Raw genomic sequence first — 26286 nt, forward strand, 5'->3', positions numbered from 1 at the left:
GTGGTCTTCAAGAAGCTGCTCGGCGCGCTCGGCATCGGCGGCCCGTCCGTCGACACTGTGCTGTTCGACCCGAACACCCAGCCGGGCGGCGTGCTGAGCGGTGAGGTCCGCATCCAGGGCGGCGACCGCGACGTGGAGATCGAGCAGGTCGTGCTCGGCCTGGTCACCCGCGTGGAGTCCGAGCACGGCGACCACGAGCGCAACGTCAACGCCGAGTTCCACCGCCTCGTCGTCCAGGGCCGCTTCCGCTTGTCCGCCAAGGAGAACCGGAACATCCCGTTCCAGTTCCAGGTGCCGTGGGAAACCCCGGTGACCGACGTCTACGGCCAGCGTCTGCCGGGGATGACCATCGGCCTGCGCACCGAGCTGGCCGTGGCCAGCGCCGTGGACAAGGGCGACCTCGACCCGGTGTTCGTGCACCCGCTGCCCGCCCAGGAGCGCGTCCTGGACGCCTTCGGCGAGCTGGGCTTCCGCTTCCGCAGCGCCGACGTCGAGCACGGCCGCATCGCGGGCCTGCACCAGCAGCTGCCGTTCTTCCAGGAGATCGAGTTCCTGCCGCCGCACCAGTTCGCCGGGCGGATCAACGAGATCGAGCTGACCTTCGTCGCCGACGCGCACGGCATGGCCGTGGTGCTGGAGGCGGACAAGCGCGGCGGTTTCTTCAGCTCCGGGCAGGACGCCTTCGGCCGCTTCCAGCTCTCCCACCAGGACTCGATGAGCGCCGACTGGGCCGGGATGATCGACGGCTGGCTGCACGAGATCGCCTCGCGGCGCCAGTCCCACCACGGGCACCACGGTGGTCATCACGGTTACGAGGGCCACCACGGGCACCACGACGGGCACCACGGTGGGCGCGGCGGCATGGGCGTCGGTGGCATGGTCGCCGCCGGTGCGGCCGGTGTGGTCGGCGGCATGGTGCTCGGCGAGGTCTTCGAGGACGTCGGCGAGTCCTTCTTCGGCGACGAGGACGAGGGCTGACAGGTCTTCCCGCCCCGCCCGCAGGACCTAGGTCCCGTGGGCGGGGGACCCTCGGTCGGGCGACAGGGGACGTGTTGACCTGCTGATCAGCGGGCTCGGCAGGGCACGGTTGACCCGTGGACGTACTCGACATCGCCAGGTGGCAGTTCGGCGTCACCACCGTCTACCACTTCCTGATGGTCCCGCTGACCATCGGACTGGCCCTGCTGGTCGCGGTCATGCAGACCGCCTGGTACCGCACGGGCAAGCCCCAGTACCTGAAGATGACCAAGTTCTGGGGCAAGTTGATGCTGATCAACTTCGCCATGGGCGTGGTCACCGGCATCGTCCAGGAGTTCCAGTTCGGGATGAACTGGAGCGCCTACTCGCGCTTCGTCGGTGACGTCTTCGGGGCGCCGCTGGCCATGGAGGGCCTGCTCGCCTTCTTCGTCGAGTCCACCTTCCTCGGCCTGTGGATCTTCGGCTGGGAGCGGCTGTCCAAGCGCGTTCACCTCGCGTGCATCTGGGCCTTCTCCTTGGCCACCATGGCTTCCGCGTACTTCATCCTCGCCGCCAACTCGTGGATGCAGCACCCGGTCGGCATCGAGTACGTCAACGGCAAGCCCCAGCTCAACTCGATCTGGGAGCTGCTGACCAACTCCACCGTGCTCGCCGCGTTCCCGCACACCATCGCGGGCTGCTTCGCCGTCGCGGGCACGTTCCTCGTCGGCATCGCCGCGTGGCACTTGGCCCGCAAGCACCGAGACACTCCGGCCGACGACCCCGACCGCAAGGTCTGGTTCGCGTCACTGCGCTTCGGCGGGTGGGTCGGTGTCGTCGCGTTCGCGGCGCTCGCTGTGTCGGGTGATCTCCAGAGCAAGCTCATGTTCGAGCAGCAGCCGATGAAGATGGCCGCGGCGGAAGCGTTGTGCCACACCGAAAAACCGGCCGGGTTCTCGGTGTTCGCCTACGGTGACGTGCAGCGCCCGGACTGCGAGAACGTCAAGAGCATCACCGTGCCCGCGCTGCTGTCCTTCCTGGCCAACAGCGACTTCGACAGCGAGGTCAAGGGGATCGACCAGCTCGTCGGTGAGTATCAGGCGCGCTACGGCGCGAACTACCCGGTCGATGAGCGGCTCGGCGAGCTGTCCGGCCAGCCCATCGACTACGTGCCCAACCTCCCGGTGACCTACTGGGGCTTCCGCCTCATGATCGGCTTCGGCGCGATCGCCGCCGCGGGTGCCGCGCTCGCGCTGTGGTTGACCCGGCGCCAGCGCGTGCCGCGCAGCAGGTGGTTCGCACCCGCCGCGCTGCTGGCGATCGCGACCCCGTTCCTGGCCAACAGCTTCGGCTGGATCTTCACCGAGATGGGCCGCCAGCCGTTCGTCGTCGCGCCCAACCCCACCGGCGTCGACGGGGTGTGGATGTACACGGCGCAGGCGGTCTCGGCCGGGGTCACCGTCGGCGAGGCGCTGTTCTCGCTGATCGCGCTGACCACCGTGTACGGGGTGCTCGCGGTCGTCGAGGTGTTCCTGCTGCGGCGGTTCATCCGCGCCGGGGTGGAGGGCGTCATGCCGCCGTCCAAGCCCCCGTCGGATTCCTCCTCCGACACGCTGGCCTTCGCCTACTAGGAGTGTCCACAGTGGACTTGCCGGTCATCTGGTTCGTGATCATCGCCCTGCTGTGGCTGGGCTACCTGTTCCTGGAGGGCTTCGACTTCGGCGTCGGCATGCTGTTGCCCGTGCTCGGCCGCGACGACACCGAGCGCCGCGTGCTGATCAACACGATCGGCCCGGTGTGGGACGGCAACGAGGTGTGGCTGCTCGTCGCGGCCGGTGCCACCTTCGCGGCGTTCCCCAACTGGTACGCGTCACTGTTCAGCGCCGCCTACCTGCCGCTGCTGTTCGTGCTGCTAGCCCTGATCGGCCGCGGTGTCGCGTTCGAGTACCGCGGCAAGGTCGACTCCGTGCGGTGGCGCCGCAACTGGGACCGCGTGATCGTCATCGGCTCGTGGGTTCCCGCGCTCGGCGTCGGGCTCGTGTTGTCCACCAACGTCTTCGGGCTCCCCTTGGACGCGCGCGGCGACCGCGTCGGCTCGGCCTTCGCGGCGTTCCAGTGGCCCGCGCTGCTCGGTGCCGTGGCCGTGGCGGGCTTCGCGCTCGTGCACGGCGCGGTGTTCCTGTCGCTCAAGACCGATGGCGAGATCCGTTCTCGCGCAAGGCGTTTGGCGCTTCGTGTTGCGCCTGTCGCGTTGTTGCCGCTGGTGGCGCTGTTGGTTCTCGTGCAGTCGCGCGAGGGCTTCACGTGGACCGTCGCTCCTGTGGTGTTGGCGCTCGTCGCGGTCGTCGTCGCGCTGCTGCGCCTGCGCGTTGGGCGTGAGGGGCAGGCGTTCGCCGGGCTGGGCATCGCGCTGGCGTCGACGGTCGTCGTCCTGTTCGGCGCGCTCTTCCCGGACGTCCTCCCGTCCACCCTCGACGCCGCCAACTCACTGACCGTGAGCAATGCGGCCTCCAGTCCTTACACGCTCGGCGTAATGAGCTGGGTTGCGCTTTTCGGCACTCCCGCCGTTCTCGTCTATCAGGCCTGGACGTACTGGGTTTTCCGCAAGCGGATCAGCACCGCGCACATCCCCCCGGTGCACGTGCCATGAGCACCCCAGACGCACCACTCCCCACCAGCGTGGACTCCGCGAAAACGGGAACGCGCGGTCCCCTCGGTTCGTTGCCGAGAATGTCGGTGTCGGCGCGGCGGGCCCTGGCCGTGACCGGAGTGCTGTCGGTGCTCACCGCCATCGCCCTGGTCGCCCAGGCATGGGCCATCGCCACCGCCCTGGCGAGCGTGGTGGCCGGTGGCACTTCGGACGCGCTGCGCTTCCCGCTCCTCGTGCTCGCGGGCGCGGTCGTCGCGCGCGCGGCACTGGCGTGGGCCACGGAAGCCGTCGCTGCGCGTGCCGCGGCGGGCGCGAAGGAGGAGCTGCGCGCGCAGGCGTTGGACTCCGCGCTCGCCCGTGGGCCGGAGTGGATCACCGGCCGTGGCGCCGCTGAGCTGACCACGCTCACCACACGTGGCCTGGACGCACTGGACGCGTACTTCACCCGCTACCTGCCCGCGTTGCTGTCCGCGGTCGCGACGCCGCTCGTCGTCGGTGCGTCGATCCTGTTCTCCGACTGGGTGTCCGCCGTGATCGTCGCGCTCACGATCCCGCTGATGCCCGTGTTCGCGATCTTGGTCGGCAAGCACACGGAGGACCAGGTCGCCCGCGCCGCCGACGCCAACGAGCGCCTGTCCGGCCACCTGCTCGAACTCGTGCGCGCGCTGCCCGTGCTGACCTCGCTGCGGCGCGCCGCGGCGCAGGCGGAGGCGGTGCGCCGCGTGGGGGAGGCGCACCGCAGGGCCACCGGCGCGACGTTGCGCGTGGCGTTCGCGTCGGCGTTCGTGCTGGAGCTGATCGCGACGATCTCGGTCGCGGTCGTGGCGGTCTTCGTTGGCGTGCGGTTGGTTTCGGGTGACCTGACGCTCGCGGTCGGCCTGTTCGCGCTGATCCTCGCGCCGGAGTGCTACCTGCCGTTGCGCGCGGCGGGTGCGGCGCACCACGCGAGCGAAGACGGCGTGGAGGCGGTGCGCCGCGTCGCGGAGATCACCTCGGACGCGGCGAGCAGTGGAGATGCGCGCGCGACGGCCAGCGCGAGCGGCGAAGGAACGAGCGCGTGCGCCGGAGTGTCGGGCACGAGGACGAGTGGGACCGGAGCGAGCAGCGGCGCGAGATCGGGCGCGGATGCTCGCGTGGCGTTCGGGCGCGAAGTGGTGGTGGACGAACTGCGGGTCGTGCGGCGGGGGAAGTACGCGCCGGACGGGCTGAGCTTCACGTTGCGGCCGGGCGAGATCACGCGCCTGGACCTGCCGAGCGGAGCGGGGAAGTCCACGGCGCTCGGCGTGCTGCTGGGCTTCGTGAAACCGGATTCGGGCACGATCACCGTTGACGGCACAGATCTGTCCACTGTGGACATTCGAACGTGGCGCGAGCAGATCGCCTGGGTGCCGCAGCGCCCGGCGTTCGCGGCGGGCACGGTGGCCCAGGAACTCGCGTTGGCGGTGCTCGACCCGACGGCCGAAGAGCTGGCGGAAGCGCTGGACTCCGCTGCGGCACTGCACCTCCGCTTCCGCGACGTGGACGAACTCTCTCTCGGCGAGCGGCAGCGCGTCGCGATCGCGCGGGCACTGCTGCGAGTGAACCGGGGCGCGCGAATCCTGTTGCTGGACGAGCCGACGGCGCACCTCGACGCGGCGACGGCTCAGCGCGTCATGGCATCTGTGCACGAAGCCGCCCAGCGCGGTGTCGCGGTGCTGCTCGCCGCGCACCGCACCCACGATCCCGCCGCCGAACTCGACGCCGGCGGTGAGGGCACGGTGCGGGCGACCACCCAACGAGGTCGTCCGCACCGGCCAGCGCCTCTTCGTGAGCTGATCACCGCACGGTCCTTCGGCGGAGCGCTGATTGGGGCGGCGGCGCTGTGCAGCGGCATCGCGCTGACGGCGTTCTCGGCCTGGCTGATCGCGAAAGCGTCGCAGCAGCCGCCGATCCTGACACTCACGGTCACGGTCGTCGCGGTGCGCGCGTTCGGCATCGGGCGCGCGGTGCTGCGCTACCTCGAACGTCTCGTGTCGCACGACGCGGCATTCCGCCTCGCGAGCGGGCTCCGCGTGCGGTTGTGGGAAACGTTGGTGGCACTGGGGCCCGCGCGGATCGACCGCGAAGCCGCCCAGCGCCTCGCGGAGGACACGGACACGATCCGCGACCTGGTGCCGCGCGTGCTCGTGCCACCACTGGTCTCGATCGCGGTGCTCGCGACGGCGGTCGCGGTTGAAGCAATGATCTTGCCGGAAGCGGGATTGGTGGCGCTGCTGGTGTTGGGCGTCGCTGCGGTCCTCGCGCCGGTGACGGCGTTGGTGGTGGAGCGGCGCGCGTCGGTCGCGCTGGCCAACGGACGCCGCGACGTGAGCTCGAAGGTCCTCGTGCTGCTCGAAGCGTCGGCGGACCTGATTTCCTTTGGCGCGCACCACGATCGGCGCGCGGACCTGGCGAAGGTCGATGCCGAGCTGGCGGTGCGGTCGCGCCGCCAAGCGCTCGGCGTCGGCGCGGCCAACGCGGTGATCGTTCTCGCGACCGGCTTCACCGCGCTCGCGGGCATCGTGCTCGGCGCGGCGGCCGGGATCGACCCGCTGCTCGTCCCGGTGCTGGCCCTGATCCCGCTCGCCACGGCAGAAGCGCTCGCCCTGTTGCCGCCCGCGTTCCAGCAGTTCCGCGCGCTCCGCACCCATCACGTGCGCGCCGACACGACCTCGGAGCCCGTGAAGCGCGTTCACAGGACTGCGGGCCGTGTCCGGCTGCACGGCGTCAACGTCGGGTGGGCGGGCAACGAGGTGCTGCGCGATGTTGACCTGGAGGTCAAGCGCGGCAGCTACAACGTCGTTGTGGGGGAGTCGGGGAGCGGGAAGTCGACCTTGCTGGCGTTGCTGCTCGGCTTCCTGGACCCGAGCGCCGGGCGCGCCGAAGTGCCGGAGCGCGTTGCCTGGTGCCCGCAGGACGCGCAGCTGGTGTCGACGACGCTGAGGCAGAACCTGTTGCCCGCCAAGCCTCGCGCCACCGACGACGAGCTGAGGGCAGCGTTGCGGAGCGCGGGCATGAGCGAGTGGACGGAGCGCCTGGACGTGCTGCTCGGCGCGGGCGGTGCGGCGGTCTCCGGAGGCGAAGCACAGCGGATCGCGCTGGCGCGGATGCTGCTCGCGGCCGATGAGGCGGACCTGGTGCTGCTCGACGAACCCACGTCGCACCTCGACGAGCGCACAGCGGACGAGGTGCTCGGACGGCTGCGCTCGGCGCTCGCGGGGCGGACGGTGGTGCACGTGACGCATCGACTTGACGACGCCCGTCAAGGAGACGCCCTCATCGAGGTAGTCGCAGGTCGCGTGCTGCTGCACGAGCCAGCGCATGCGTAGTCTGGCAAGTGTGGACCCCACGCTCGCGGCCCGCGCGCTCGCTGCCTCCACCGAGATCACCACGGCCGCCCTCGAAGGCGACGACGTGGACGGAGTGCTGCCGCTCGTCGTCCAGCGGGCCGCCGCGCTCGCCGAGGCGGACCTGGGGCTCGTCACGGTCCGCGCCGAGGACGACCGGCTGACCGTCGAGGCGGCGCACCCCGTCGCGGACGGCCTGGTGGGGCTCACGCTCTCCGCTCGCTCAGCCGCGGCTCGCGTGGCGCGGGGCGGCGTGCCGGTCGCGGTGGACGACTTCGTGGTGGACCCGCGCACGGCGCCGTTCGTGCCCGCCGCGCTCCGTGGCTACGGGCCGTTCGCGGTCGCGCCGTTCGGGACGAGGGAGCGACGCCTCGGCGCGCTGGCGGTGTACCGACGCAGAGGCGCGGAGCCGTTCAGCAAGATCACCGTGGACCTGCTCGCGAGCTTCGCCGCACAGGCCGGGCTGGCGCTCGTGCTCGCGGAAGGAGCGACGGCCCGGCGGCGCGTCGCCGTCTACGAGGAGCGGGAGCGCATCGCCCGCGACCTGCACGACGTGATCGTGCAGCGGCTCTACGCGGCCGGAATGCAGCTCGACCTGCTGGGGCGGCGGTTGGCGACGCGCCTGGATCGAGCGGACGCCGCGCGGATCGCCGACGCCGTCGACCAGCTCGACCAGACCATCGAGGAGGTGCGCGGCACCGTCCGCGCACTGCGCTCGCCCGACCCCGAACCACCCGCCGACCTGCTCGGGTCGGTGCGCGCGGAGGTGGACATCGCGGGGGAGCTGCTGGGCTTCCCGCCGAGCCTGGACGTCAAAGGGGACTTGGACGGCGTGCCGTCGGAGGCCGCCGACCACGCGAGGGCGGCGCTGCGCGAGACACTGTCCAATGTGGTCAGACACTCCGGGGCGCACACGGTCAGCGTGCGCGTGCGGCGGAAGAACTCGTTGCTGCGGCTGGAGATCGTCGACGACGGCTGCGGCATCCCGAAGGACGTCTCCAAGCGCGGGCTGCGTCACCTCGAAGAGCGAGCCGTTGCGGCGGGCGGGCGGTGCAGGATCACCTCGTCCGCGCGCAGCGGCACCAGGGTCACTTGGGAGATTCCCCTCGCGTTCGCTTAGCGATCCACGCGGCGGCCTGGGTGCGCCGTTGCATGCGCAGCTTCGCGAGCACGGACGTGACGTAGTTCTTCACCGTCTTCTCGGCCAGGAACAGCCGCTCCGCGATCTCGCGGTTCGACATGCCCTCGCCGATCGCCTCCAGCACCTTGCGCTCCTGGTCGGTCAGCGCCGCCAGCTCGTCGGCTGGCTCGGCCGCCTCGCGCCGCATCCGCTCCAGCACGCGCGCGGTGGTCTGCGGGTCCAGCAGTGAGCGCCCGGCCGCGACCTCGCGCACGGCGGTCACCAGGTCCTGGCCGCGCACCTGCTTGAGCAGGTAGCCCGAAGCCCCGGCGAGGATCGCGCCGACCAGCGCCTGCTCGTCGTCGAAGGCGGTCAGCACCAGGCAGAACGGCGGTTCCGGGAGATCGCGCAGCCTGCGGCAGAGCGTCACGCCGTCGCCGTCGGGCAGGCGCATGTCCACCACGGCGACCCGGGGGCTCGCGGCCTGGGCGCGGACCACCGCCTCCTCGGCCGTGCCCGCCTCGGCGACCACCTCGATGTCGGCCTCGGAGTCGAGCAGGTCGCGCAGTCCCCTGCGGACCACCTCGTGGTCGTCGACGAGCAGCACCCGGGTTGTCACACGTCACACGGTACTGGGAACAAGCGGCGGGGGTCGTCCGTTAGCACTCATAGACGCCGAGTGCTAAAGCCGGTAGTCAGAATACGTAGGGAGGGATTCGGATGGCTCTCGCAGTGCGCGACCCGTTCACGTCGTTGATCAAGCAGATCGACGCCGACTTCGACCTGCTGACCCGTCGCTCCACCAGGGTCAACACCCGTGCCGGGGCCTTCGTTCCCCCGGCCGACGTGCACCGTGACGGTGAGGACGTCGTGATCACGCTGGAGCTGCCCGGCATCGACATCGAGAACGGTGTCGACGTCGAGGTCAGCGAGCGCAAGCTGACCGTCAGCGGCAACCGCGACGCGGGCGCCGAGGACGGCGCGGTCTTCCGCGAGCTGCGCGGCGGCGAGTTCCGCAGGGAGTTCCGCCTGCCGGAGGGCGTGACCGGCGACAACGTCGAAGCAGACTACGACCGCGGACTGCTCCGGGTCCGGGTGCGCGGCGTCGTCCGCAAGCCCGTCGAGCCCGCGAAGATCAAGGTCCGCGGCATCGAGGGTGGCGCTGTCAGCACCGAGAACTGACGCCCGCCCGCGAAGGCGCCCTGGTACCTCCCCCACCAGGGCGCTTTCGCCTTTCCTAGGCCATGACCTCGTCCCACGCCGCAGCGACCTGCCGCGCGCAGTCCTGGGGCGAGACCCCGCCGACGCCGGTGCCCAGGCCGGGTATGGCCAGCGCGCCGACCGCGCGCCGCAACGGCGTGCCGCTCTCCAACCGCCCGCTCGCCCAGAGCCGGAACACCGCGCGCGCCGCGAGGTAGGGGTGCACGGTGTCCTTCGGCAGCCGCTCGCCGGGCTCGCGCATGGTCGGCGCGCTCACCAGCCACGCGGGCATGGGGCGGCCGGTGCGGACCACGAGCGCTTCGCCGACCGGCAGCTCGCCGCCGTGGTAGGTCAGCACCGCCCGGCGCACGGTCTCCTCGATCTGCGGGAACACCTGCGAGTAGACGGCGTCGATCCCGCCGCGCATCCAGCCGTAGGAGTTCGCCGGGCTGACCACCGCGTCCACGTCCAACTCCAGGATCGAGCCCCGGTGCACACTGATCTCCGGCCGGTCCCGCGCGATGTCCAGCCACGCCTGCGCCAGGTCGTCCTCGACCGCGCAGAGCACGAGCTGCGGGGTGCGGCGAGGGGCGGGGATCACCGCGGGGGAGTTCTCGTCGATCCGTCGGTCAGCCGTGTCCATGCGTTCCGCATCGCCGCTCACGGTTCAAGCATCGCTTGAGAGGGGGGAAACATTGCAAGAGCGGAGAAGGGGAGTTGATATGTCTTTCACGTCTCACCTGGATCTGACCCGTTCGGCCGCAGCCCATTCGCCCGCTGACCACTGAAATGCCACCTAAGGTGGAGCGTGTGCCGCGCATCGCTTACCTAGGTCCGGAGGGGACGTTCACCGAGCAGGCCGTGCGCCAGTTGCTCGCCGACGAAGCCCCCGCAGAGCTGATCCCCGCCGAGTCCGTCGCCGCCGCGCTGGACGCCGTCCGCTCCGGTGAGCGCGACGCCGCCTGCGTGCCCATCGAGAACTCCGTCGAGGGCTCGGTCACCTCGACGATGGACGCCCTCGTGGACGGCACGCCGCTGGTCGCGGTCGCCGAGACCATGCTCCCGGTGCGCTTCGACATCCTGGTCCGCCCCGGTGTCCGCGCCGAGGACGTCCGGACCATCACCAGCCACCCGCACGCGCTCGCGCAGGTCCGGCGCTGGTTGAGCGTCCACCTGCCCGAAGCCGCCCAGTCCGCGACCACCTCGACCTCCGCCGCCGCTGTCGCCGTGCGCGACGGCGCCGCCGACGCCGCCGTGTGCGCTCCGCTGGCCGCCGAGCGCTACGGCCTGGACGTGCTCGCCGGGCAGGTCGCCGACGTGGAGGACGCGGTCACCCGCTTCCTGCTGGTCCGCCGCCCCGGCGAGGTGCCCGCGCCCACCGGCGCCGATCGGACCACCGTGGTCGTCGTGACCGGCGACTCCGTCGGCTCGCTGGCGCGGGTGCTCAACGAGTTCGCGCTGCGCGGGGTGAACCTCACCCGGATCGAGTCGCGGCCGATCAAGGGCAGCTTCGGCGAGTACCGGTTCTTCCTCGACTTCGGCGGCCACGTCGGCGAAGCGCACGTCGGCGAAGCGTTGGCGGCGCTGCGGCGGCACTGCCAGGACGTGCGCTTCCTCGGCTCCTTCCCGCGCGCCGACGAGGGCGGCTCCAGCGGCTCCGACGAAGCGTTCACCGACGCCGCGGCCTGGCTGGCCGACATCCGTTCTGGAGGGCGGGCGTGAGCTGTCTGCGCGTCGTACTGGTCAGGCACGGGCAAACCCAGTCCAATGTGGACTTGATCTTGGACACCAAGCTGCCGGGCCCGCCGCTCACCGGCGAGGGGCGCAGGCAGGCGCTCGAGGTCGGCCTCGACCTCGCCGGTGAGCCGGTGATCGCGGTCTACGCCAGCGAGGCCGCGCGCGCCCAGGAGACGGCCGCGCCGATCGCCGACGCGCACGGGCTGGACGTGGTCGTGCTGCCCGGGGTGCACGAGGTGCAGATCGGCGAGCTGGAAGGGCGCTCCGACCAGCCCGCCGTCGAGAACTACCGCGAGGTCTACCAGGCGTGGATGGAGGGCGAGCTCGACCGCGCCATGCCCGGCGGCGGCGAGACCGGACAGCAGATCCGCGACCGCTACGTCGAAGCGCTCGACCGCGTCCGGAGCACGCACGCCGAGGGCACGGTGGTGCTGGTGAGCCACGCCGGGGTGATCCGTTTCATCGCCGGGCAGCTCGTCGCCGACCTCGACGAGATCACCGCGGGCCGGTGGCTCCTGCCCAACACCGCGCGGGTGGTGCTGGAGGTCGACCACGACGGCTGGCGCTGCCTCTCCTGGCCCGACGAGCAGCTCATCGCCTAACCCCAGCCCATGTCGTGCAGCTTGTGATCGTCGATGCCGAAGTGGTGGGCGATCTCGTGCACGACGGTCACGGCGATCTCGTCGACCAGTTCGTCCTCGTCGGCGCAGAAGTCCATCAGCGCTTCGCGGTAGACGAAGATCCGGTCCGGCAGGACGCCGCCGTAGGTGGAGGTGCGCTCGGTCAGCGCGACGCCCTCGTACAGCCCGAGCAGCGTCGGCTCGTCGGGATTGCGCTCCTCGACCAGCACCACGACGTTGTCCATGGCGGCGGCCAGCTCCGAGGGGATCAGGTCCAGCGCTTCCGCGACCAGCTCGTCGAAGCGCAGCCGCGAGATCTCGACGGGCATCGGCGGATCAGCCGCCGCCCTGCGAGGTGGACGGCGTGGGCGGGGCGGAGCCGTCCGGCCCGTGCCCGCCGCCCTGCTGGTCGATGGACACGTCCTCCAGCTGGTCGGTGACGTCCGTGCCCGGCGAGCCGGGCGGTGCGGGCGCACCCGGCGGCGCGATCGGGATCTGCGGCAGCGCGGGCTCCTTGCCGATGTCGACCTTGCCGGGAGCACCGGCCTTGACGCTGCCGCTGATCGGCGCGAGCCCGGACTTGTCCTGCAGCTGCGTGCCGACCTTGCAGTCCACCCTGCGCGAACCCGCCATCCAGCTGTCCTGCTTGCGGGTGTCCCAGTAGACGGTCAGGCCCTTCTGCTCCACCGCGTTGGGGCCACCGGCGTACTCGGCGGCCAGCTTCGGGCACTGCGCGCCGAGCAGGTTGTTCTGCTTGGTCTCGTCCGGGAACTCCGACGGGAAGTGCGCGCCCAGGTCGACGACGCCGACCACCTCGTAGGCGTGCGCCTTGTCGCAGGCGACCGGGTCGGCGACGGCGCGACCGCTGATGCCGACGCACAGGCCGACGGAGTGCACGTCGGACTGGTCGATGGCCTTCGCGCTGCCCACGATCGGGTAGAGCACGCCGGACGGGCCAGCCGCCTGGACGCCGCACCAGAGCTTGCGGTCGCCGTTGTCCCAGCTCTTCTTGGTCGGCTTGAGCGCGCTCACGCTCAGCCTGCCCGCCGGGTCCAGCCGGCCCTCCAGCACCTCGACGGACTTCTCCGAGCACCAGCTCTGCCCGATCTGGGCCCACCGCAGGTCGTCGGGGAAGGCCGCTTCGTCGCCGAAGTTGGCGTCGGTGGACATGTCGGCCGTCAGCGTCAGCTCGAACAGGTGCGGCTTCTCGCAGCCGATCTTGGTGACGTCGCTCGCGTCGGCCTTCGTCCAGTTCAGGCAGGTCCCGGGCGGGGCGTCGGCGAGCACGTGCCCCGGTCCGTCGCTGGCTGCGGAGGAACCGAGCTTCCAGCCGAACGCCGTGCTCGCCACCAGGATGAGCAGCGCACCGGCGAACGCGCCCGCCATGACTCTGCGGGTGCTCTGGGTGTGATCCATGCGGTGGGTCCGATCGCGGGTCTGGACGGCAGGGGCTAACGGCATCTACCCCATGATGCCCGTTCCGGCCAATCCAAGCGTCTATCCGGGTGACCTGGGTTGCTATTTGGCCACTGTCGTACGTCACACCCAGGACCTCGGTACGGTGCCGCTCGGGAGTGGTTGATGACGAACAACGAAACGCCGGGCGGCGAGCACCCGCCCGAGCCGAAGCAGACGCCGCCGGCCCAGCAGGGGCCGACGGGGTCCGAGCCAGCCGACCAGCCGACGGCGGAGGCCAAACCGGTCGAGACACCGGCGAGGCCGAAGCGCGGCCAGATCAACTTCCAGGACCCGGGCACGACGAGGGCCAGGCCGCCCACCGTCGCCGAGCAGCGCGCCCGCGAGGCCGCGCGGCGCGAGGCGCGTGCGCGCAGGGAGGCCGAGGAGGCGGAAGCCGCCCGCAAGGCCAAGCTGCGCAAGCGGCTGCTGATCGGCGGTGGCGTCTCCGTCGGCGTCGTCGCACTGGTCGCCATCTGGTACGCCGCGTCGCAGCCGGACGACGTCGAAGCGCGCTGCGTGGACAACACCAACACCGTCGTCGACGACAAGTACTGCGACGACGACTACGCGCGCTCCAACGGCGGCTACAGCAGCGGCGGCGGCAGCACGTTCATCTACCTCGGCGGCGGTGGCCGCCAGTACAGCTACAACTACGGCGGCTCCGGGGCGATCGGGCAGAAGGTGACCGGCGGCAGCTCCATCAAGCCGAGCGGCGCCAACATCTCGACCCCGTCCGGCAAGTCCGTCCAGCGCGGTGGCTTCGGCGTCCGCAGCGGGACCAGCGGCAGCAGCGGAGGAAGCTGAGTGCACAGGCAGACCTCCGAGCCGCGTGCGGACTGGGAGCGCAAGGTCGCGGAACAGGGCCTGGTGTTCGGCAGTCCGGCCGCGGGACCCGGCGGCGTGCAGCGCCCGTACTGGGACGAGTCGACGCACTACGTGTTCAGCCTCGACGAGGTCCTCTCCGTCGAGGCCGACGTCGAGCTGCTGCACTCCATGTGCCTGGACGCGGTGGACAACGTGGTCACCACGGAGCGCTACCGCGACTTCGGCCTCCCGGAGTGGGTGTGGCCCGCCATCGCGGACTCGTGGAAGCGCGGCGACCCGCACCTCTACGGCCGCTTCGACCTGCGCTACGACGGCAAGGGCCCGGCGAAGCTGCTGGAGTACAACGCCGACACCCCGACCTCCCTGCTGGAGGCGGCGGTCGTGCAGTGGCACTGGCTGACCGACACCCACGAGGGCGACGACCAGTGGAACTCCATCCACGAGAAGCTCGTGGAGCGCTGGAGCCAGCTCGCCGACCGGCTGCCCGCCGGGCAGGTGCACTTCACCTGGTCGGCGGCGGACTCCAGCGGTGAGGACCACGTCACCGCGGCCTACCTCCAGGAGACCGCGGCCGAGGCGGGGCTGGACACGGTCGGCCTGGCCATCGAGGAGATCGGCTGGGACCCCGACCTCAAGCGGTTCGTGGACCTGCGCGAGGACGTCATGTCCACCGTGGTGAAGCTCTACCCGTGGGAGTGGGTCGTCGACGACCCGTTCGGCAAGCACGCGGTGCAGACCCAGCCGGGGACGCTGTGGGTCGAGCCGCTGTGGAAGATGCTGCTCTCGAACAAGGCGCTGCTCGCGGTGCTCTGGGAGATGTACCCCGGACACCCGAACCTGCTGCCCTGCTTCCTCGACGAGCCCGGCTTCCTCACCGAGTACGTGCGCAAGCCGCGCCTGGGCCGGGAGGGCTCGAACATCCAGATCGTCGCTCCCGGCATGGAGCACGAGACCGGTGGCGTGTACGGCAAGGAGGGCTTCGTCTACCAGCTCTTCGACCCGCTGCCGGAGTTCGACGGCATGCGCCCGGTGCTGGGCGCGTGGGTGGTCGGCGACCACTCGGCGGGCCTGGGCATCCGGGAGACCGTCGGCCTGGTCACCGACGACGGCGCGGCGTTCGTGCCGCACCGCATTCCCGAGTCATGAGTTCGCCCATCACCATCCATAATGGACAGTCAGGGAGTCTTCCCGGCTCCGTCGTAGGAGGAAGTTCGTGACCACCCAACTCGCCGTCTCTGCCCTGGCGCTGGAGGAGGGCTTCGGCGGAGCGCTCCTGCGGGGCGTCGGCGCCATCGCGCTGTACGCGGTCGTCGGCCTGCTGCTCATGCTCGTCGGCTTCTACGCCATCGACCTCACCACCCCCGGCAAGCTCAGCCAGCTCGTCCGCGACGGCGCGCCGAACGCGGTCGTGATCACCTCCGCCGGTCTGATCAGCATGGCGTTCATCGTCGTCGTGGTGATCAACAACGCCGGTGGCAAGCTGTCCGAGGGCCTGCTCTCCGCGCTGATCTTCGGCTTCGTCGGGGTGATCGTGCAGGTGCTCGCCGTGCGGTTGCTGGAGTGGGTGACCCGGATCGACATCGGCAACCTGATCCGCTCCGAGGTCTACACCCCGGCCAGCCTCGTGGTGGCCTCCGCGCACCTCGCGCTGGGCCTCGTGGTGGCCGTCGCGATCAGCTAGCGCACCACTCAGTCGATCAAGGAGAGCCGGGAATCGGCGGTCCGTCGATTCCCGGTTTTCACCACCACTAAGCTCACCAGGTGTGATCGACCTCAAGACGCTCCGCGAAGATCCGGAAGCCGTACGCGATTCGCAGCGCGCCAGGGGCGAGGACCCGTCCCTCGTCGACGCGCTGCTGTCCGCCGATGAGCGGCGCCGCGCCACGGTCTCCCGCGCGGACACCTTGCGCGCCGAGCAGAAGCAGTTCGGCAAGCAGGTCGGCCGGGCGCAGGGCGATGAGCGCACCGCGCTGCTGGCCAAGGGCAAGGAACTCTCGAACGAGGTCAAGGCCGCCGAGGCCGAGCAGCACGAGGCCGACGCGGAGTTCACCGCCGCGCACCGCCGCGTCTCCAACGTCGTCGAGCAGGGCGCCCCGCACGGCGGCGAGGACGACTACGTCGTGCTCAAGCACGTCGGCGAGAAGCGCGAGTTCGACTTCGAGCCCAAGGACCACCTGGAGCTGGCCGAGCGCCTCGGCGCCATCGACATGGAGCGCGGGGCCAAGGTCTCGGGCTCGCGGTTCTACTTCCTCACCGGCGTCGGCGCGCAGCTCCAGCTGGCCATGCTCAACCTGGCCGCGCAGCAGGCGATCGGCGCGGGCTTCACGCTGATGGTCCCGCCGGTGCTGGTGCGCCCGGAGATCATGGAGGGCACCGGCTTCCTCGGCGCCCACGCCAGCGAGGTCTACCGGCTGCGCGATGACGACCAGTACCTCGTCGGCACCTCCGAGGTTCCGCTCGCGGGCTACCACTCGGACGAGATCATCGACCTGAGCGCGGGCGCCAAGCGCTACGCGGGCTGGTCGACCTGCTTCCGCCGTGAAGCGGGCTCCTACGGCAAGGACACCAGGGGCATCATCCGGGTCCACCAGTTCGACAAGGTGGAGATGTTCGTCTACACCCGCCCGGAGGACGCGCACGAGGAGCACAAGCGGCTGCTCGCCTGGGAAGAGGAGATGCTGGCCAAGGTCGAGCTGCCCTACCGGGTGATCGACGTCGCCGGTGGCGACCTCGGCAGCAGCGCGGCCCGCAAGTACGACTGCGAGGCGTGGCTGCCCAGCCAGCAGGCCTACCGCGAGGTCACCTCGACCTCCAACTGCACGACGTTCCAGGCGCGCAGGCTGTCGGTGCGCTACCGCGACGCCGACGGCAAGAGCCAGATCGCGGCGACGCTGAACGGCACGCTGGCCACCACCCGCTGGATCGTGGCGATCCTGGAGACCCACCAGCAGGCCGACGGTTCGGTCAGGGTGCCGGAGGCGCTGCGGCCGTACCTCGGCAAGGACGTGCTGGAGCCGATCCGCTGAGAGCGCGTACTCGCACGTCGGGGGCGGTGTCCACATCGGACACCGCCCCCGCCGTCTGAGAGACCTCTGAAGAACTCGGCCGCGGTGTTGCGTGCGGACTCCCCGCCGATGCAAGATCATGAGTTTCGAACGTTCTCCGCATTACTGAGACGCCGCTGTCTCAACCGTGTTAGCGTCCCGCCGTGGTGACCGATCGGGACCAGGTTTTGCGCGCGGCCGCGTCGCTGCTGGTGCGCAACCACGGTGCCTCCATGACCGAGGTCGCCGAGGCCGCCGGGATCAGCAGGGCCACCCTGCACCGGGTCGTGCCGAACCGCGACGCCCTGCTGGACCAGCTGCTCTGGCTGGGCCTCGGGGAGACCGTCGCCGCGCTGACGACCGCGAGGCCGGAGACCGGTGCTCCGCTGGCCGCCCTGGAACGGGTGGTCGTGGCGCTGACCCCGGTCGCCGAACTGTTCCGCTTCGTCACCACCCAGCCGCTGGACGCGACCACCCCCGAGTTCCAGGCAGGCTTCCACGCCCTCGACGAGCGGTTGACCGCGCTGTTCCTGCGCGGCCAGGACTCCGGAGCCTTCCGGGGCGACCTGCCCGCGACCTGGATGGTCGACGCGCTCGCCAGCCTGCTCTTCGCCGCCGCGCTCGCGGCCCGCGCCGGCAGGCTGCCCGGGAACGACAACCCCCGCGCCGTCATCGACCTGCTGGTGGGTGGCGTCACGCGAGGAGAAACCGAGTGACCGCTTTGTCCTCCGTCCCCGAGACCAGCCCGGTGAGCGTTCGGCACCGGTGGATCGCCCTCGCCACGCTCGTTCTGGCGATCCTGTTGGTGTCGCTGGACACCACGGTGCTCAGCCTCGCGATCCCGCACCTCACCGAGAGCCTGAAGCCGACGAGCACGCAGATCCTGTGGATCGGCGACATCTACGCCTTCGTGCTGGCCGGGCTGCTGGTCACGATGGGCACGCTGGGCGACCGGGTCGGCCGCAAGAAGCTGCTGCTGATCGGCTCGGCCGGGTTCGGCCTGTTCTCCGCGATCGCCGCCTTCGCCCCGAGCGCGAACCTGCTGATCCTGGCGCGCGTGGTGCAGGGCGTCGCCGGTGCGACGCTGATGCCCTCGACGCTGTCGATCATCCGCAACATCTTCACCAACCCCAGGGAGCGCGGGTTCGCCGTCGCCGTCTGGGGCGCGATGGCCTCGGCGGGCGCCGCGCTCGGCCCGCTGGTCGGCGGCGTGCTGCTGCAGCACTTCTGGTGGGGCTCGGTCTTCCTGATCAACGTGCCGGTGATGATCGTGCTCATCGGCGTCGGGCTGTGGGTGCTGCCGGAGTCCAAGGACCCGGTTCCGGGAGCCTGGGACCTGCCGAGCGTGTTCGCCTCGCTGATCGGCGTCGTCGCGGTGGTCTACGGCGTGAAGGAGCTGACCGTCTACGGCTGGGCGCAGCCGCTCGCGCTGCCCGTCGCCGCGCTCGGTGTCTTCGCGCTGGTCTGGTTCTGCCGCAGGCAGATGGTGATCCCGCACCCGCTCGTGGACATACGGCTGTTCCGGAACCCGAAGTTCAGCAGCGCCATCATGTCCACTCTGCTCGCCGTGCTCGGCCTCGCGGGCGCCTCGTTCATCCTTTCCCAGTTCCTCCAACTGGTTCAGGGCTACAGCCCGTTGAACTCCGGCCTGCTGAACCTGCCCGGCACGGTCGGCGCGGTCACCGGCGGCCTGATGTCCAGCACCATCGCGCACCGCTGGTCGGCGCGGAAGGCCACCTCGATCGGCCTGGTGGTGATCGCGGCGGGCCTGTGCATCGCGCTCGGCTTCGAACCCGACACCAGCGCGTGGACCGTCGGCCTCGTCATGTTCACCGCGGGCGGCGGCGCCGGACTGGCGTTCACCGTCAACGCGAACCTGGTGCTGACCGCGGCCCCCAAGGAGAAGTCCGGGGCGGCGTCGGCGTTGTCGGAGACGGCCTACCAGCTCGGCGCGGCGCTCGGCATCGCGCTGCTCGGCTCGGCCACCTCGATCGTCTACCGCAACAGCATGGCCGTGCTGGCGCCCGTGCTCCCGCAGGACGTGTACGCCGGAGCGCGGGAGTCCATCGGCGCCGCGCTCGCCGCCGCGCCGAAGCTCCCGCCGGAGCAGGCCGCCCAGCTCGTGGACGTGGCACGGCACGCCTTCGTCAACGGCGCCGTGGTCGCCGCGGGCGTCGCCGCCGCACTCCTCATCAGCGCCGCCACGCTGTCGTGGTTCGTCCTCCGCGAGAAGTCAGAGGACTGAGCGGACGGCTTCGACGAAGGCCGTGGGGTGGGAGAGCTGTGGGGCGTGCCCGGCGCCCGGGATCACGTGCACCCGTGCCTCGGGGAGCTGTTCGGTGATCGCGCGCACGACGGCTCGGTAGATCGGCAGGGTGTCTCCGCCGGTGGTCACGGTGACGGGAACGCCGAGGCCCGCGAGCGCCGACGCGTCGACGGCCAGGCGGTCGGGGTCGCGGTACTGGTCGAGCCAGGTCTCGGCGTTGGCCATCATGGTGGCGCGCTGCTCGGCGGTGAACAGGCCGAGCCAGCTGCCCTCGCCGAAGCCGACGTGCTCGACGAAGGTCCGCGTGCCCGCCTCGACATCGCCGAAACCGAGCAGTTCGGCGGCCTCGCGCATCCGCTGCGCGGCGGCCAGGCGCAGCTCGTCAGCAAGAGGGTCCTTGATGGACAGAGCGGCGAACAGGGGTGGCTCGTGCACGAGGACGCTGCGCACGGCCTCAGGGCGTTTCGCGGTCGCCAGCAACACGATCGACGAGCCGTAGGAGTGCCCGACGAGGTGCGCTCGGCCGCCAGCCACGGAGTCCACGACGGCGAGCAGGTCGGAGACGTCCTCCAGGATGCTGCCCTGGCCGCGCGGAGCGGTGCTGGCGGTGTGGCCGCGCCGGTCGTAGCGGATCACGGTGGAGTGCTCGGCGATCGGCGTGGCGACGCGGTCCCAACTGCGGTGATCGTCCCAGGAGCCGTGGACGAACACGATCGGATCGCCACGGCCCTCGCTGGTCCACGCCAACCTGACCTGTCCGAGGTCCAGCACTCCGCTCCGCATGCGCTCGGACGCTACGCCCGGCTAGCGGTAGCGCGGAATGACGCTCGTCACCACGTCTTCCAGAACGTCGATGTCGCCCGCGTACCAGTCGCTCGGCCTGGGCCAGTGCGTGATGACGTCGGTGAAGCCGAGCTCGGCCGCGCGCCCGGTGGCGTCCTCGAAAGCGTCCACACTGGACAGTGAGAAGACGGGCGCGGAGTCGAGCGTGAGCGCTCTGTCCACAATGGACTCTCCGGTGAGGTCCCGGTGCCGCGCGATCAGCTCCGCGACGGCCTTCCACCACGCTTCGAGGTCGTCGGACTTCGGGCCGGTGGTGACCCAGCCCTGGCCGTAGCGCGCGGCGAGCCGCAACGAGCGGGGGCCGTTGGCGGCGACCAGGAACGGGATTCGGGGCTGCTGCACGCATCCGGGCAAGGTGCGGGCGTCCACGGCGTTGTAGTACTCGCCCGAGAAGTTCACGCGGTCGGTGGTGAGCAGCGCGTCCAACAGCTCCAGGAACTCGCTGAAGCGGTCGACGAGCGCACGTGGGGCCAGCGGGGTCTCGCCGAGGATCGTCGGGTCCAGCACGGAGGCGCCCGCGCCGACGCCGAGCGTGAAGCGGCCGCCGGAGATGTCGTCCAGCGCCATGAGCTGCCGCGCGAAGCTGATGGGATGCCGGATGCTCGGGTTGGCGACGAGCGTGCCCAGCCGGATGCGCGAGGTGCTGAGCGCGGCGGCCGTCAGCGTGGGCACGGCGTCGAACCACGGGCCGTCGGCGAGCGAGCGCCAGGCGACGTGGTCGTAGGTCCAGGCGTGGTCGAAGCCGTAGGACTCCGCCCTCCGCCAGCGATCGCCGCCCTGGGACCAGGGCTGATCAGGGAGGATCACGATTCCGAAGCGCACTCCGACCACGCTATCGCGGATTGGGCAGGATGGGCGTGTGACGACTCCGCGCTTGATCGCCTCCGACGCCGACGGCACCCTGCTCACCCCGCTGGAGCGGGTCAGCGACCGCACGGCAGCCGTCGTGCGGCGCGCCGTGGACGCGGGCGCGGTGTTCGTCATCTCGACCGGGCGGCCGCCGAGGTGGACCCGGCCGATCCTGGACCAGCTCGGCCTCTACGGCCTCGGGGTCTGCAACAACGGCTCGATGGTCTACGACTTCGCCGAGGACCGGGCGCTCAGCGAGCACTCGCTCGACCCGGTCCTGCTGCGCGACGCGGCGGAGGCGGTGCTCAAGGCCATCCCGGGCAGCGCGCTCGCGGTGGAGCGGGCCGAGGGCTCCTCGGAGCAGTGCTTCCTCGCCGAGCAGGGCTATGTGCACGCGTGGCCGATGGACGAGTCGGTGCTGGCGCCGCGCGATGAGCTGCTCGGCAAGCCCGCGACGAAACTGCTGGTCCGCAACGCGTTGATGACCAGCGACGAGATGGCGACCGCCGCCAAGGCCGTGCTCGACGACGCGGTCGACGTGACCTTCTCGATCGGCTCCGGGCTGATCGAGCTGGTGGTCAAGGGCGTCACCAAGGCCAGCGGGCTCCAGCTCGTGGTCGACCGGCTCGGCCTCACTGCCGCCGACGTCGTCGCGTTCGGCGACATGCCCAACGACATCGCGATGCTGGGCTGGGCCGGGCTCGGCGTGGCCATGGGCAACGCGCACCCCTCCGCGGTGGAGGCCGCCGACGAGGTCACCGCGCCGAACTCGGAGGACGGGGTGGCTCAGGTGCTGGAGCGCTGGTTCTAGCCAGGAGTCGCACGGCCGCTCGTGGGTCGTCGGCGTGGAAACGGACGCCACGAATGAGCTGCCCGTCGAACTCCTGCGGCGGGTCCAGCTCCACGAAGACCGTCGTGGTGTCGCCAGCCGCGATGTTCAGCGTCTCGCCGACCACCGCGACCTGGCGCTCGTGGTTGCCCTTGCGCTCGGCGCGCACTGTGCGGACCGCTGCGAGTGGGAACGTCAAAGACAAACCCGTTCCGTTGCGCAGCAACAGGTTCTCAGGGCCGACCACGTGCGGCCGGGTGATGAGTGCCGCGATGTAGCTGAGCAGCCAGAAGATTCCGCAGATGCTGAGCACCAGCAAGATCCACCGCACGGTCGCCCACGGCACGAGGAACTCCACCGCGACGATCTCCACCAGCGAAGCCACGAGCAGCGCGACGAGGATGGTCGTGGACTCACCGGCGTGGCGCACGGCCGTGCCGCCGTCAGGAACGTCCTTTCTGCCTCGCAACACCATGTAGAGGGCCTTCACCGCGGCTCCTTCCTCGACACCCGCTCGGCGATGACGTGCATGAACCTCCGCTGCGCGGGGGCGAAGGAGTCGACGTAGTCCAGGAACAGCGCGTCCATCGGCCCCGTGCTCTCCTGGGGATCACCCTGGGCCATCTCCGCGAGCCGTGGGTTGCCCGCCAACAACTTCTCCACCAGGCGCTCGACCTCCGGGCTGTCCTCAGGTTCGTCCGCCAGCGACTGGAAGCTCTGCGAGAACTCGACCATCGCCACCTGATGACCGGGTTCGCTCCACAGCGTGCGGTAGGCCTCGGTCAGCCGGTCGACGCTCTCCGGCGCGGTCACGATGATCAGCAGCACCGCCTCCTTCTCCCGGCGCAGCAACTGCTGGTCCACCCCGGCGGCTTCGAGCCTGCGCAGCATCTCGCCCAGCTCGCCGGGGATCTCCGGGTCCTGAGTGGACGCGCGCAGCTCCGCGATCCGCTTGCGCTGCGCGGAGATCCGCTGCTCCTGCTCGGCCAGCTCATCGTCCAAAGTGGACAGAGCATCGTCGAGCGAGCGCGGTTTCTCGCCGAGCAGACCGCGAATCTGCTCCAACGACAGGCCCAGATCGCGCAGGCGGCGAATCCGCGAGACGGTGATCAGCGCCTGGGTGCCGTAGCGGCGGTACCCGGAGGCGTCCCTCGGCGGCTCCTCGACCAGGCCCTCCGCCGTGTAGTGCCGGACCGCGCGCACCGTCGTGCCAGCGAGTCTGGCCAGCTCACCGATGGTCAGCACCGACACGCACCTCCTCCATCCCCCGCATCCCCGGGAGCAGCAGCACGCCCACCGCGAGCACGGCCCAGACCACTGTGATCAGTGTGCCGGTGGTGTGCACGCCGAAGCCGCTGATCAGCCAGCCCGCGGCGAAGGTGCCGACCGGCGTCGCGCTCAGCAGCACCGCGTTCTGCACGCCGAACACCCGCCCGCGCGCCTCCTCCGGCACGCGTTCGCTGGTCAGCACGACCATCAGCGGCTGCATCGGTCCGCTGACCACGCCGAGCACCGCCGAGGCCGCGACGAGCCACCAGTAGCCGGGAAGCGCGGCCAGCCAGGCGATCGCGCCGACCGAGGCGAGCAGCGACGCGGTCAGCCAGCCGCGCCGGGACAGCCTCGTGCCGACCGCCGCGTAGACCAGGTTGCCGCCGATCATGCCGAGCGCCGAAGCCATGATCACCGGACCGAGCTGGCCGGCCGAGCCGCCTTCGGCGACGAAGTGCGCGGGCAGCAGGAGCATCTGCATCGGCGCCATGACCAGCACGCTCGCCGCCGACAGGGCGGTCAGCATGATCAGCACGGGCTCGCTCCGCAGCACCGTCGCCGCGACCTTGAGGTCCTTCGCCCAGTGCTGCTTCACCGCAGGGGTCGAGGTGCCGAGCGCGGACGGCAGCAGCCAGGTCAGCAGCGCCGCGGCCGCGGAGGTCGCGGCCGTGAACCAGAGGGCGGTCGCGCTGTCGAGCCAGGTCAGCACGAGCGCGCCGAGCGCGGGACCGGCGATCAGGGTCACTCCGACCATGGACTGGCGGAGCCCGCTGAGCCGCTCCAGCGACATCCCGGTGGCCTTGGCGACGTCCGGGAGCAGGGTCTCGCGCGCGGTCATCCCCGGGATGTCGAAGAGCGCGCCCGCGATGCCCAGCGCGATGAACCAGCCGATGTCGAGCCCGAACACCATGTCCACCACGGGCAGCGCCGCGACGCACGCCGCCGAGGCCAGGTCGGCGCCGATCGAGATCCGCCGCCGCCCGATCCGGTCGATCACCACGCCGCCCGCGACCGCCGCGACCAGCATCGGGATTCCGGTGGCCGCGGTGACGACCCCGGCAGCCGCCGCGTCGCCGGTGCGGGTGAGCAGCAGCCACGGCAGGGCCATCCCGGCGATGGAGTTGCCCAGCAGGGACAACGTCTCCGCGCCGAGGAAGAGGACCACCAGTCGCTTCATGCGGACAGCGTCGAGGGTTGACGCGGCGTCAGGGTCAAGTCGCTCACCGATTGGTCACGGTTCCGCCACACCGCCCACGCCGTTCAGGCGAACTCGCGACACTCGATGAAGTGATGGGGGTCACTTTCTGTCTGGGGGGAGCGACGAATGTCGTGTATCAAACGAAGGACTCTGCTCGCGGCCGGAGCAGTCGGCGCGGTGGTCGGAACGGTCGGCTTACCGGGCTTCGCGCTCGCGGCCGACAACTCGGAGCGGCACTTGGCGGTGGTCGGGCACCCCGACGACGACCTGCTGTTCATGAACCCCGACATCCAGCAGGGGATCGCTCGCGGCTGCCGCACGCGCACGGTCTTCCTGACCGCCGGTGAGTACAACGGCACCGACGACCTGACGCGCGAGCAGTACGCCGCTGACCTGCAACGAGGCATGCACGCGGCTTACGCGGTGCTCGCGGGCGTGGCGGACGACTGGACGCGCAGGGCGGTGACGATCGCGGGCAAGCAGGTCGAGCTGCACACCCTGCGCCCCGCGCCGCACGTCGAGCTGATGTTCGTGAACATCCCGGACGGCTTCGACGACCGCTACGACCACGCGATGACCAACCTGTGGTCGCGCCCGGGTTTCGCCACCGACACCCTCGTGCCGGTCGGCGGCCCGATCACTGCGGTCCAGCGCTACGACCACAACTCGCTGACCGCCATGCTCACCGAGCTGATGCGCCAGTTCGCGCCGACCGTGATCCGGCTCCAGGACACGACTCCCGACCCGCGCTACCTCGGCGATCTCGGTGAGCACGAGGACCACGTCGCCACCGCGAACTTCGCCATGAAGGCGGCGCGCGCGTACCGGGGGCGGGCCTTCATCTCCGCCTACCGCTGCTACAGCATCGACCACTTCCCGGAGTGCGTCCCCGAGCCCTTCCTGGACACGAAAACCACTGCCTTCCAACGGTTCCAGGACTTCGACCCGTTGACCGGCCCGACCTTCGACCCGCACCTGCGCCGGGTGTACCGCCGCTGGCCGGTCGACGGCGGCTGGGCGATCCCCGGCTACGTCTTCGCCGTCACCGCCGAAGGACTCCTTGCGTGGCAAGGGAATTCTTCCGGCTGGTCGGCTCCCGTGCTCGCGGGCTCCGGCTCCTACGCGCCGCGCGTCACGGCCGCGCTCAACGCGAACGGCCGCCCTCAGGTCGCCGTGCTCGACCTCGACAACGGCCAGCTGCGCACGGCATTCCGCTCCGGCTCGGTCTGGGTGTGGTCCACGGTCAGCCGTCCGCCGGGCAGCGGCGCGTTCTCGTCGACGCCCACACTGGTCAGGGGGATCGACGGCAGGCTGCACCTGTTCGCCCGCAACAACTCCGGCGGGCTGAGCGCGACCGCGCAGACCAGTCCGGGCGGTTCGTTCGGCGCGTGGAGCAACCTCGGCGGTGGGCCCGACGTCCAGGACTCCCTCTCGGCCTTCCTCGGCCCGGACGGCCAGATCGACGTCTTCGCCGACGGGCGCGGCAGAACCCTGCGTTGGCGGGCCGCCGCGGTCGGCTTCGCGCTCGACTCCGCATTCCCGAACATCGAGTGCGTCGGCGCGTCCGCAGTGGCCAGCAACGCCGACGGACGCGTCCAGATCTTCAACCGCGAGCACGTCGACGGAGCGCTCGGCACCGCATACGAGCTGCCGGGCGGCGGGTGGTCCCCGCAGATCGCGCACCTCGGCGGAACGGGGTGGACCACTCCGGTGGCGGTCACCACTCCGATGCCCGACAGCCGCATGGTCGTGTTCGCGCGCAACGACTCCGGCGGCGTGAGCACGGCTCGTCAGTCCACAAAGGACGGTGGGTTCACGTCGTGGACCGACCTCGGCGGAGCGGTGGAGTCCGGCCTCGCCGCGCACCTCGACGGCTCCGGCCGCATCCGCCTCCTCGCGCAGCGCGGTGACGGCGGGGTGTGGGAGCGCGCTCAGACCGCCCCCGGCGCCGACGCGCCCTTCGCGGCCTGGCAACGCCTCCCCTGACGCTCGGGTGGCGCTAGCTGTGCGCCGCCACCGTCACTAGCTTTGTAGATCGTTACTTCGCAACGAGGGG

25 protein-coding genes are annotated in these 26286 nt (G+C 70.9%); 16 read left to right on the forward strand and 9 right to left on the reverse strand.

Features of this window, described 5'->3' with window-relative positions:
* From CCN37_RS05660 to CCN37_RS05680, 5 genes are all read left to right on the forward strand, one after another.
* Positions 1–978 carry a sporulation protein gene (locus CCN37_RS05660; protein ID WP_086819592.1) on the forward strand — a complete coding sequence of 326 codons (978 nt, stop codon included), beginning with the start codon at positions 1–3 and terminating at the stop codon, positions 976–978.
* Positions 979–1094: 116 nt separating this feature from the next.
* On the forward strand, positions 1095–2588 hold the full coding sequence (locus CCN37_RS05665; RefSeq protein WP_086819593.1) for a cytochrome ubiquinol oxidase subunit I: 1494 nt from the start codon (positions 1095–1097) through the stop codon (positions 2586–2588).
* An 11-nt stretch (positions 2589–2599) separates the two neighbouring features.
* Positions 2600–3607, forward strand: coding sequence for a cytochrome d ubiquinol oxidase subunit II (gene cydB / locus CCN37_RS05670; RefSeq protein ID WP_086819594.1), 1008 nt, complete (start codon positions 2600–2602; stop codon positions 3605–3607).
* Between the two features lie 80 nt (positions 3608–3687).
* A complete protein-coding gene (gene cydD, locus CCN37_RS05675; RefSeq protein WP_086819595.1) occupies positions 3688–6954 on the forward strand; it encodes a thiol reductant ABC exporter subunit CydD in 3267 nt (1088 codons plus the stop codon).
* 10 nt (positions 6955–6964) lie between these two features.
* Positions 6965–8092, forward strand: coding sequence for a histidine kinase (locus tag CCN37_RS05680; RefSeq protein ID WP_086819596.1), 1128 nt, complete (start codon positions 6965–6967; stop codon positions 8090–8092).
* Here the strand turns inward: CCN37_RS05680 and CCN37_RS05685 are convergent.
* Entirely contained in the window at positions 8061–8711 is a 651-nt protein-coding gene (locus CCN37_RS05685; protein WP_086819597.1) for a response regulator transcription factor, read from the reverse strand. The genes CCN37_RS05680 and CCN37_RS05685 overlap by 32 nt on opposite strands.
* A 101-nt stretch (positions 8712–8812) precedes the next feature.
* Here CCN37_RS05685 and CCN37_RS05690 point away from each other — a divergent pair, with 101 nt between their 5' ends.
* On the forward strand, positions 8813–9274 hold the full coding sequence (locus CCN37_RS05690) for an Hsp20/alpha crystallin family protein (RefSeq protein ID WP_086819598.1): 462 nt from the start codon (positions 8813–8815) through the stop codon (positions 9272–9274).
* A 55-nt stretch (positions 9275–9329) separates the two neighbouring features.
* On the opposite strand, the gene CCN37_RS05695 is transcribed toward CCN37_RS05690, so the two are convergent.
* Positions 9330–9935, reverse strand: a complete 606-nt coding sequence (locus tag CCN37_RS05695; RefSeq protein WP_086819599.1) for a macro domain-containing protein — start codon at positions 9933–9935, stop codon at positions 9330–9332.
* Positions 9936–10102: 167 nt separating this feature from the next.
* Between CCN37_RS05695 and pheA the strand changes: the two genes are divergently transcribed.
* Entirely contained in the window at positions 10103–11014 is a 912-nt protein-coding gene (pheA, locus tag CCN37_RS05700; protein WP_086819600.1) for a prephenate dehydratase, read from the forward strand.
* Positions 11011–11631, forward strand: coding sequence for a histidine phosphatase family protein (locus tag CCN37_RS05705; RefSeq protein WP_246842833.1), 621 nt, complete (start codon positions 11011–11013; stop codon positions 11629–11631). Before pheA ends, CCN37_RS05705 begins: the two co-directional genes overlap by 4 nt.
* On the opposite strand, the gene CCN37_RS05710 is transcribed toward CCN37_RS05705, so the two are convergent.
* Both CCN37_RS05710 and CCN37_RS05715 read right to left on the reverse strand, forming a co-directional pair.
* Entirely contained in the window at positions 11628–11978 is a 351-nt protein-coding gene (locus CCN37_RS05710; protein ID WP_086819601.1) for a metallopeptidase family protein, read from the reverse strand. The two genes, CCN37_RS05705 and CCN37_RS05710, sit on opposite strands and share 4 nt — an antisense overlap.
* A 7-nt stretch (positions 11979–11985) precedes the next feature.
* Positions 11986–13065 (reverse strand): septum formation family protein, encoded by a 1080-nt coding sequence (locus tag CCN37_RS05715; protein ID WP_086819602.1) that lies wholly within the window; start codon positions 13063–13065, stop codon positions 11986–11988.
* A 165-nt stretch (positions 13066–13230) separates the two neighbouring features.
* On the opposite strand from CCN37_RS05715, the gene CCN37_RS05720 reads away from it, so the two are divergent.
* The 6 genes from CCN37_RS05720 (at position 13231) to CCN37_RS05745 (ending at position 19221) form a co-directional block, all read left to right on the forward strand.
* Positions 13231–13911, forward strand: a complete 681-nt coding sequence (locus tag CCN37_RS05720; protein ID WP_371503640.1) for a hypothetical protein — start codon at positions 13231–13233, stop codon at positions 13909–13911.
* On the forward strand, positions 13912–15078 hold the full coding sequence (locus tag CCN37_RS05725; RefSeq protein ID WP_086819603.1) for a glutathionylspermidine synthase family protein: 1167 nt from the start codon (positions 13912–13914) through the stop codon (positions 15076–15078). It abuts the gene before it with no gap.
* Positions 15079–15145: 67 nt separating this feature from the next.
* Complete coding sequence (locus CCN37_RS05730) at positions 15146–15613, forward strand: DUF350 domain-containing protein (protein ID WP_086819604.1); 468 nt, start codon at positions 15146–15148, stop codon at positions 15611–15613.
* Between the two features lie 82 nt (positions 15614–15695).
* Positions 15696–16958 carry a serine--tRNA ligase gene (serS, locus tag CCN37_RS05735; protein WP_086819605.1) on the forward strand — a complete coding sequence of 421 codons (1263 nt, stop codon included), beginning with the start codon at positions 15696–15698 and terminating at the stop codon, positions 16956–16958.
* A 182-nt stretch (positions 16959–17140) separates the two neighbouring features.
* Positions 17141–17692: a TetR/AcrR family transcriptional regulator gene (locus tag CCN37_RS05740; protein ID WP_086819606.1), complete on the forward strand. Its 552-nt coding sequence runs from the start codon at positions 17141–17143 to the stop codon at positions 17690–17692.
* Positions 17689–19221, forward strand: a complete 1533-nt coding sequence (locus CCN37_RS05745; protein ID WP_086819607.1) for an MFS transporter — start codon at positions 17689–17691, stop codon at positions 19219–19221. The genes CCN37_RS05740 and CCN37_RS05745 overlap by 4 nt, the downstream gene beginning before the upstream one ends.
* On the opposite strand, the gene CCN37_RS05750 is transcribed toward CCN37_RS05745, so the two are convergent.
* Together CCN37_RS05750 and CCN37_RS05755 are read right to left on the reverse strand one after the other, a co-directional pair.
* On the reverse strand, positions 19210–20025 hold the full coding sequence (locus tag CCN37_RS05750) for an alpha/beta fold hydrolase (protein ID WP_086819608.1): 816 nt from the start codon (positions 20023–20025) through the stop codon (positions 19210–19212). The two genes, CCN37_RS05745 and CCN37_RS05750, sit on opposite strands and share 12 nt — an antisense overlap.
* Before the next feature lie 21 nt (positions 20026–20046).
* Positions 20047–20907 (reverse strand): LLM class flavin-dependent oxidoreductase, encoded by an 861-nt coding sequence (locus tag CCN37_RS05755; protein ID WP_086819638.1) that lies wholly within the window; start codon positions 20905–20907, stop codon positions 20047–20049.
* Between the two features lie 37 nt (positions 20908–20944).
* Between CCN37_RS05755 and CCN37_RS05760 the strand changes: the two genes are divergently transcribed.
* Positions 20945–21745 carry an HAD family hydrolase gene (locus CCN37_RS05760; protein ID WP_086819609.1) on the forward strand — a complete coding sequence of 267 codons (801 nt, stop codon included), beginning with the start codon at positions 20945–20947 and terminating at the stop codon, positions 21743–21745.
* On the opposite strand, the gene CCN37_RS05765 is transcribed toward CCN37_RS05760, so the two are convergent.
* From CCN37_RS05765 to CCN37_RS05775, 3 genes are read right to left on the reverse strand one after another with little or no spacing between them, the layout of a single operon-like run.
* Entirely contained in the window at positions 21690–22253 is a 564-nt protein-coding gene (locus CCN37_RS05765; RefSeq protein ID WP_086819610.1) for a hypothetical protein, read from the reverse strand. The two genes, CCN37_RS05760 and CCN37_RS05765, sit on opposite strands and share 56 nt — an antisense overlap.
* On the reverse strand, positions 22250–23014 hold the full coding sequence (locus tag CCN37_RS05770; protein WP_086819611.1) for a MerR family transcriptional regulator: 765 nt from the start codon (positions 23012–23014) through the stop codon (positions 22250–22252). Before CCN37_RS05770 ends, CCN37_RS05765 begins: the two co-directional genes overlap by 4 nt.
* Entirely contained in the window at positions 22992–24209 is a 1218-nt protein-coding gene (locus tag CCN37_RS05775; RefSeq protein ID WP_086819612.1) for an MFS transporter, read from the reverse strand. Before CCN37_RS05775 ends, CCN37_RS05770 begins: the two co-directional genes overlap by 23 nt.
* A 147-nt stretch (positions 24210–24356) precedes the next feature.
* On the opposite strand from CCN37_RS05775, the gene CCN37_RS05780 reads away from it, so the two are divergent.
* Positions 24357–26216, forward strand: a complete 1860-nt coding sequence (locus CCN37_RS05780; protein WP_086819613.1) for a PIG-L family deacetylase — start codon at positions 24357–24359, stop codon at positions 26214–26216.
* Positions 26217–26286 lie beyond the last annotated feature (70 nt).

The organism is Allokutzneria sp. NRRL B-24872, assembly GCF_002155965.1.
In the GTDB taxonomy this organism is placed as follows: domain Bacteria; phylum Actinomycetota; class Actinomycetes; order Mycobacteriales; family Pseudonocardiaceae; genus Allokutzneria.